The following is a 6,541-nucleotide window of genomic DNA, read 5'->3' on the forward strand; positions in this document are numbered from 1 at the left end:
GTATCTTTATCTAATTCGTTCAATTTAAAATTGATTAGTTTAGTAACTAACTCCTCATACAATCCTTGGTTCATAGTTTAAGTTTTAAATATTCTTCAACAATAGGCAAATCAGCTTCTGCCCAATCTAAATTCAATAATTCAGTTTTATTAAGCAACTTATAATCTTTATGTTCTAACAATAAAATTTCACCAGAAATATGATTTGCTAGAAATGGAATTAGATTTATTTTAAAAGTTCCATAATCAAAAATGCTGTTGGAAATTTTTTTTATAACTTCAATTTCAATATTTAATTCTTCTTTAATTTCTCTTTTTACACAATCAATTTCGTTTTCGTCTTGTTCTAATTTTCCGCCTGGAAATTCCCATTTCAAAGGAAGTTTCATCTTTTCGCTTCTTTGAGTTACTAAAATTTTAGAATTTATTACTATGATTGCACAAGCAACATTAATCATCTTTTGATTTTTTATAAACTTAGACATAATTATTTAATTTTATAAAAAAAAAACATGACATTAAATCAAAAATTCCAACACCTAGAAAACTTCTTATACCAAGAAGAACAAAACTACGCAGATTCATTTAAGACTGATATCGCATTTTATTTTGATGAAGACTTTTCAGAAGAAAACCAACAATTAAGTTTCCTAAACAACCTCAATTCAAAAAAAGAAATAGAAACCTTCATAAACAACCTAACCTCAAAATTCGTTTTAAAATTTGATGAAAATCAAGAAGCAGAAAATGATTTCATTGATAATTATATAAACACTAACCTCTCTTCAACCAACCAGTAACACTCATCCTACGTTCATTAGTAACCAAAACCTCGTGCGCCAATTCATTACTTTTAAAGAAAACCGTCTTACCTTGCGTAGGTGCAATTTTTTGGTTTTTTCCTTCGTTATGAATTAAAAGTTCGCCACCATCTTCAATGTTCCAATCAGCGTTTAGGTAACTAATCATCGAGAATTGTCTGCTAGTATTGTCTTGAAACTGATCTAAATGTTTGCGGTAAAAACTTCCTTTTTCATACAACGAATAATGAAATTCATAATCGGTAATTCCTGCAAAACATTCTTGATTTAAGTAAGAAATAAAAGCTTCAATTTTTTCGAAAAACTCATTTTCATATTGGTTATTATGTTTTTTATCCAACCAATAAATTACATCGTTTCGTATTGCTGTGTTATGAATTAATTTGTCTGCATTGCCTGTTCCTGCTGTAAGTAGCAAGTGTTTTTCATTCAGCGAAAGCAAATTTTCTTTTAAATGATTTGCCAATTCATCACTTATAAAATGATTTGCAATACCAACATTATTTTCTATATAACTTGCAATTAAAGTTTCAAAGCTGTTTTCCATTGTATGAACACACTCGATTTTGCAAGCATCTTGGCAAGGTAGTTTATTTAAAATCAGAATGAAATAATTTATAAGTTTAAAAAAAATATGAACTCCAAACATCCAAATTTGTTACATTGAATCTATTGTAAAATGATAAAAAAAATTAATAGAAAGCAATTTTTTATTACTTTTATAAAAACTATTCAACATGAAAAAATATATTTTATTATTATTGGTTATTACTGCTTGTTCTTCTAAAAAAGATTTGCCAAAAACAGAAGAACAAATGATTGTAAACATGCTAAATGATTGGCACAAAGCTGCTGCCGATGTAAATTTTAACGCTTATTTTGAAGTTCTTACAGATGATGCCATTTATATTGGAACTGATGCTACCGAAAACTGGTCTAAAAAAGAATTTGCAGCATTTGCAAAACCTTATTTCGATAAAGGAAAAGCATGGAGTTTTACAGCCATGAAAAGACATATCTACTTTAGTGAAGATAAGAAAACTGCTTGGTTTGATGAATTGCTAAACACTCAAATGAAAATTTGTCGTGGTTCTGGTGTTTTAGTGAAAATTAATGGCGCTTGGAAGATAAAACACTATGTATTATCAATGACAATTCCAAATGACAATACTGATGAAGTAGTGAAAATTAAATCGCCAATTGAAACTAATTTAATTAATCTATTAACTAAGTAATCGATCTTTATTTCAAATTTTCCAACATCACTTCTGTCATTGTATCCATTTCAAACTGATGTTTCCAATTCCAATCATTTCTAGCAAAAGAATCATCAATTGAAGCCGGCCAACTATCGGCAATCTTCTGACGAAAATCTGGTTTGTATGTAATTGTAAAATCTGGAATGTGTTTTTTTATTTCTTCGGCAATTTCTGCAGGTGTAAAACTTATTCCAGATAAATTATAAGAAGAACGAATTTTTACATCGTCAACATTGGCTTGCATGATTTCTACAGTTGCTCTTATAGCATCGTCCATATACATCATCGGTAATTTAGTATTTTCAGATAAAAAACATTCAAATTTTCCTTTTTTCAATGCTTTGTGATAAATATCTACTGCATAATCGGTTGTTCCGCCACCAGGTTCGGTTGTCCAACTGATTAATCCAGGATAACGAATGCTTCGCACATCAACTCCATATTGATGATGGTAATATTCACACCATCTTTCGCCTGTTTGTTTAGAAATTCCATACACAGTTGTTGGTTCCATTATAGTAAACTGTGGTGTATTTTCTCTTGGTGTTGTTGGTCCGAAAACCGCAATACTTGATGGCCAAAATATTTTTTTTATTTTTTTAGCTTTCGCCAAATTCAATACATGAAACAACGAATTCATATTTAAATCCCAAGCAAAAGCTGGGTTTTTTTCGGCTGTTGCCGATAGTAAAGCTGCCATTAAATAAACATCTGTAATTTGATATTGCTCAATTAAATGCTCAATTTGATTATAATCTAAGGCGTTTACAACTTCAAATATTCCGTTGTTTACAATATCATTATTTAGCTTTCTAATATCAGATGCAATTACATTATCGTTTCCGTAAATACTTCGCAACTTTGTGGTTAACTCGGTTCCAATTTGTCCGCAAGCTCCAATCATTAATATTTTGGTAGTCATTGTATGTTTGTTTGAATTACAAATATAAGATTTTCGTTTGTGGTTTTATTAAAATGAATTCATCAAACTTCTAATTTTATGACTTTCAACTTCTAATTTTATAATTGCTTTCACACAATCTCTAAAACTAAACTACTACTTTTGTATTTTTGTAAACAAAAAGTATTTTCTAAAATGAAATTCAAATCAATTTATATACTTCTTTTTTCTATGTTGCTTTTTTCGTGTCAAGATGATTCTAAACAAAGAGCTATAGAACAAGTAAAAGAAGCTAAAAAAAAACAAACCGTTTTTGAAAACATTAATCGTGGTTGGATTTTTGATATTACTCCAATCGATCCAACAACTCAATCTAAAATAACTGGATGGAACGAATGGCGCAATTTTCTTGCCGAAATAAATCAGAAACCCAAAAGTTCTATTGGTGCTTTTCAGAAAAAAGCAGCTACACTTTCTAAAAAAGTTGTCGAATTAAATAATAATATTCCATCAGAATTTAATAAACCTCAAGTCAAAGCAAGAATTGGTGTTATTACAACTAAAATTAAAGCAATGGATTTGTTTATTCATTTAAACCAAATTCCAGATAAAAAAGTGGTAAAACTCATTGGCGAAATAAACATGGAAATAGAATACATGCAATTGCAAATGGAAGAAATTGTTAGACGAAGCCAAATTCCTAGAGAAGAAGGCGAACCTAATATAATTAGTATAAAAGATACCACAAGAGCAATTCCTAATATTCAGATTCCAAAATAATATTTTGAGTAAAAGCAACATCACTTCTGTTTATCAAAAATCGGCTAAAGTTCAATTATTAGCCAAAACATTAGAACAACACGATTCCAAAATAAATATAAAAGGTTTATTAGGTTCGGCGTTGTCATTTGTCATTCAAGCAACTTTTGAAAAATCTGAATTACCTTTTCTTTTATTATTCAACGATAAAGAAGAAGCTGCCTATTATTTAAACGATTTAGAACAATTAATCAACGATCAAGATGTTCTTTTTTATCCTGGTTCTTATCGTCGTCCTTATCAAATTGAAGAAACCGATAATGCTAATGTTTTATTGCGTGCCGAAGTTTTAAACAGAATAAATTCAAGAAAAAAACCTGCCATAATTGTTTCATATGCCGAAGCAATTTTTGAAAAAGTGGTTACTAAAAAAGAACTAGAAAAAAATACTTTAAAAATTTCGGTCAATGATAAAATTGCAATCGATTTTATAAACGAAGTATTATTTGAATATAATTTTAAACGAGTAGATTTTGTAACCGAACCAGGCGAATTCTCTGTTCGTGGCGGAATTATTGATGTTTTTTCTTTTTCTAATGACAATCCATACAGAATAGAATTTTTTGGAAACGAAGTAGATAGTATTAGAAGTTTCGATGTAGAAACCCAACTTTCTATCGAAAAACAAAAAAAGATTTCGATTATTCCCAATGTAGAAAACAGTTTCTTTGAAGAAAATCGCGAAAGTTTTCTAGATTATATCAATGAAAAAACAGTTCTTTTTGTTCAAAACACCGATTTACTTTGCCAACAATTAGACAAACTTTTTGATAAAGCAACCGAAGCTTTTTCTAAACTTGAAGCAACAATAAAACATGTTCAACCAGAAAATTTATTTATAAATCAGAAACATTTTCTAAAGAAAGCATTGTCTTTTTCTGTTGTAGAAATGAGTAATTCGCCAACTTTTAAAATTGATAAAACTTTAGAATTTCACATTCAACCACAACCATCATTCAACAAACAATTTGATTTATTGATGAACAATTTGAATGAAAATCACTCTAACGGAATTAAAAATTACTTGTTTTGTTCTAACGAAAATCAAGCATCTCGTTTTCAAGATATTTTTGAAGATATCGATGAAGACAATAGTGAAAATATTCTGAAAAAATATAAAACAATTGTATTTCCTCTTTTTCAAGGTTTTATAGATGATGAACTTCAAATTGCTTGTTACACTGACCATCAAATATTTGAAAGATACCATAAATTTAGTATCAAAAATGGTTACTCTAAAAAACAAACCATAACACTAAAAGAATTAACTTCACTTTCAGTAGGCGATTATGTAACTCATATTGATCACGGAATTGGAAAATTTGGTGGCTTGCAAAAAATTCAAGTAGATGGAAAAACACAAGAAGCAATCAAGTTGGTTTATGCCGATAATGATATTGTTTATGTAAGTATTCATTCGCTTCACAAAATATCCAAATACAACGGAAAAGATGGTGCGCCACCAAAAATTTATAAATTGGGTTCTGGTGCATGGAAAGCGTTGAAACAAAAAACTAAAGCTCGAGTAAAACACATTGCATTTAATTTAATTCAGCTTTATGCTAAGCGAAAATTAGAAAAAGGTTTTGCTTGTTCACCAGATAGTTATTTACAAAAAGAATTAGAAAGTTCTTTTATTTATGAAGATACTCCAGATCAAATTACCTCAACCCAAGATGTAAAAAACGATATGGAAACCGACAGACCAATGGACAGATTAGTCTGTGGCGATGTTGGTTTTGGTAAAACTGAAGTTGCAATTCGAGCAGCATTTAAAGCTGTTGATAACGGAAAACAAGTTGCCATTTTAGTTCCAACTACAATTTTGGCTTACCAACATTATAGAACTTTTACAGAACGATTAAAAGAAATGCCAGTTACAATTGGTTATTTAAATCGTTTTAGAACTGCCAAAGAAAAAACAGAAACCCTAAAAGATTTATCCGAAGGAAAACTAGATATTATTATTGGAACACATCAATTGGTAAATAAAAATGTTCAATTTAAAGATTTAGGATTACTAATTATTGATGAAGAACAAAAGTTTGGTGTAAACGTAAAAGACAAACTAAAAACAATTTCTGCCAATGTTGATACTTTAACATTAACGGCAACTCCAATTCCTAGAACGTTGCAGTTTTCGTTAATGGCAGCAAGAGATTTATCGGTAATTACAACGCCACCACCAAATAGATATCCAATTGAAACCAATGTGGTACGCTTTAACGAAGAGCTAATTCGTGATGCAGTTTCTTATGAAATTCAACGAAACGGACAGGTTTTTTTCGTTAATAATAGAATAGAAAACATAAAAGAAGTTGCAGGAATGATTCAAAGATTGGTTCCAGATGCACGAGTTGGAATTGGTCACGGACAATTAGACGGGAAAAAATTAGAAGAATTGATGTTGGCTTTCATGAATGGAGAATTTGATGTTTTAGTAGCAACAACAATTATAGAAAGCGGATTGGACGTGCCAAACGCCAATACAATTTTTATTAATAATGCTAATAATTTTGGATTATCAGATTTGCATCAAATGCGTGGTCGAGTTGGTCGAAGTAATAAAAAAGCATTTTGTTATTTTATAACGCCACCATATTCTGCAATGACAGATGATGCTAGAAAAAGAATTCAAGCTTTAGAACAATTTTCTGAACTAGGAAGTGGTCTTAATATTGCAATGAAAGATTTAGAAATTCGTGGCGCAGGCGATTTACTTGGTGGTGAACAAAGTGGTTT

At 29.8% G+C, this 6,541-nt stretch carries 7 protein-coding genes; 4 read left to right on the forward strand and 3 right to left on the reverse strand.

Going from position 1 to position 6,541, the window contains the following annotated elements; genetic code table 11:
* Positions 1-70: 70 nt before the first annotated feature.
* A complete protein-coding gene (locus ACH2BO_RS05265) occupies positions 71-484 on the reverse strand; it encodes a (deoxy)nucleoside triphosphate pyrophosphohydrolase (protein ID WP_395043702.1) in 414 nt (137 codons plus the stop codon).
* Between the two features lie 27 nt (positions 485-511).
* Between ACH2BO_RS05265 and ACH2BO_RS05270 the strand changes: the two genes are divergently transcribed.
* A complete protein-coding gene (locus ACH2BO_RS05270; RefSeq protein WP_395043703.1) occupies positions 512-799 on the forward strand; it encodes a hypothetical protein in 288 nt (95 codons plus the stop codon).
* Here ACH2BO_RS05270 and ACH2BO_RS05275 read toward each other — a convergent pair.
* Positions 774-1,367: a 2OG-Fe(II) oxygenase gene (locus ACH2BO_RS05275; protein WP_395043704.1), complete on the reverse strand. Its 594-nt coding sequence runs from the start codon at positions 1,365-1,367 to the stop codon at positions 774-776. The genes ACH2BO_RS05270 and ACH2BO_RS05275 overlap by 26 nt on opposite strands.
* 190 nt (positions 1,368-1,557) lie before the next feature.
* Here ACH2BO_RS05275 and ACH2BO_RS05280 point away from each other — a divergent pair, with 190 nt between their 5' ends.
* Positions 1,558-2,055 carry a nuclear transport factor 2 family protein gene (locus tag ACH2BO_RS05280; protein ID WP_395043705.1) on the forward strand — a complete coding sequence of 166 codons (498 nt, stop codon included), beginning with the start codon at positions 1,558-1,560 and terminating at the stop codon, positions 2,053-2,055.
* A gap of 7 nt (positions 2,056-2,062) precedes the next feature.
* On the opposite strand, the gene ACH2BO_RS05285 is transcribed toward ACH2BO_RS05280, so the two are convergent.
* On the reverse strand, positions 2,063-3,001 hold the full coding sequence (locus ACH2BO_RS05285) for an L-threonine 3-dehydrogenase (RefSeq protein ID WP_395043706.1): 939 nt from the start codon (positions 2,999-3,001) through the stop codon (positions 2,063-2,065).
* A 174-nt stretch (positions 3,002-3,175) separates the two neighbouring features.
* Here ACH2BO_RS05285 and ACH2BO_RS05290 point away from each other — a divergent pair, with 174 nt between their 5' ends.
* The gene (locus ACH2BO_RS05290; RefSeq protein WP_395043707.1) at positions 3,176-3,760 is read left to right on the forward strand and encodes a hypothetical protein; all 585 of its coding nucleotides are present in this window, start codon (positions 3,176-3,178) and stop codon (positions 3,758-3,760) included.
* A gap of 97 nt (positions 3,761-3,857) precedes the next feature.
* The coding region (mfd, locus tag ACH2BO_RS05295; RefSeq protein ID WP_395043708.1) for a transcription-repair coupling factor at positions 3,858-6,541 on the forward strand (2,684 nt) is incomplete at its 3' end.

Origin of the sequence: Flavobacterium sp. (genome assembly GCF_043773265.1) — a bacterium.
In the GTDB taxonomy this organism is placed as follows: Bacteria; Bacteroidota; Bacteroidia; order Flavobacteriales; family Flavobacteriaceae; genus Flavobacterium.

Excerpts from the sequence above, each read along its gene's own strand:
- ACH2BO_RS05265 (WP_395043702.1), bottom strand. The coding sequence starts at position 484 with ATGTCTAAGTTTATAAAAAATCAAAAGATGATTAATGTTGCTTGTGCA.
- ACH2BO_RS05270 (WP_395043703.1), top strand. The coding sequence starts at position 512 with ATGACATTAAATCAAAAATTCCAACACCTAGAAAACTTCTTATACCAA.
- ACH2BO_RS05275 (WP_395043704.1), bottom strand. The coding sequence starts at position 1,367 with ATGGAAAACAGCTTTGAAACTTTAATTGCAAGTTATATAGAAAATAAT.
- ACH2BO_RS05280 (WP_395043705.1), top strand. The coding sequence starts at position 1,558 with ATGAAAAAATATATTTTATTATTATTGGTTATTACTGCTTGTTCTTCT.
- ACH2BO_RS05285 (WP_395043706.1), bottom strand. The coding sequence starts at position 3,001 with ATGACTACCAAAATATTAATGATTGGAGCTTGCGGACAAATTGGAACC.
- ACH2BO_RS05290 (WP_395043707.1), top strand. The coding sequence starts at position 3,176 with ATGAAATTCAAATCAATTTATATACTTCTTTTTTCTATGTTGCTTTTT.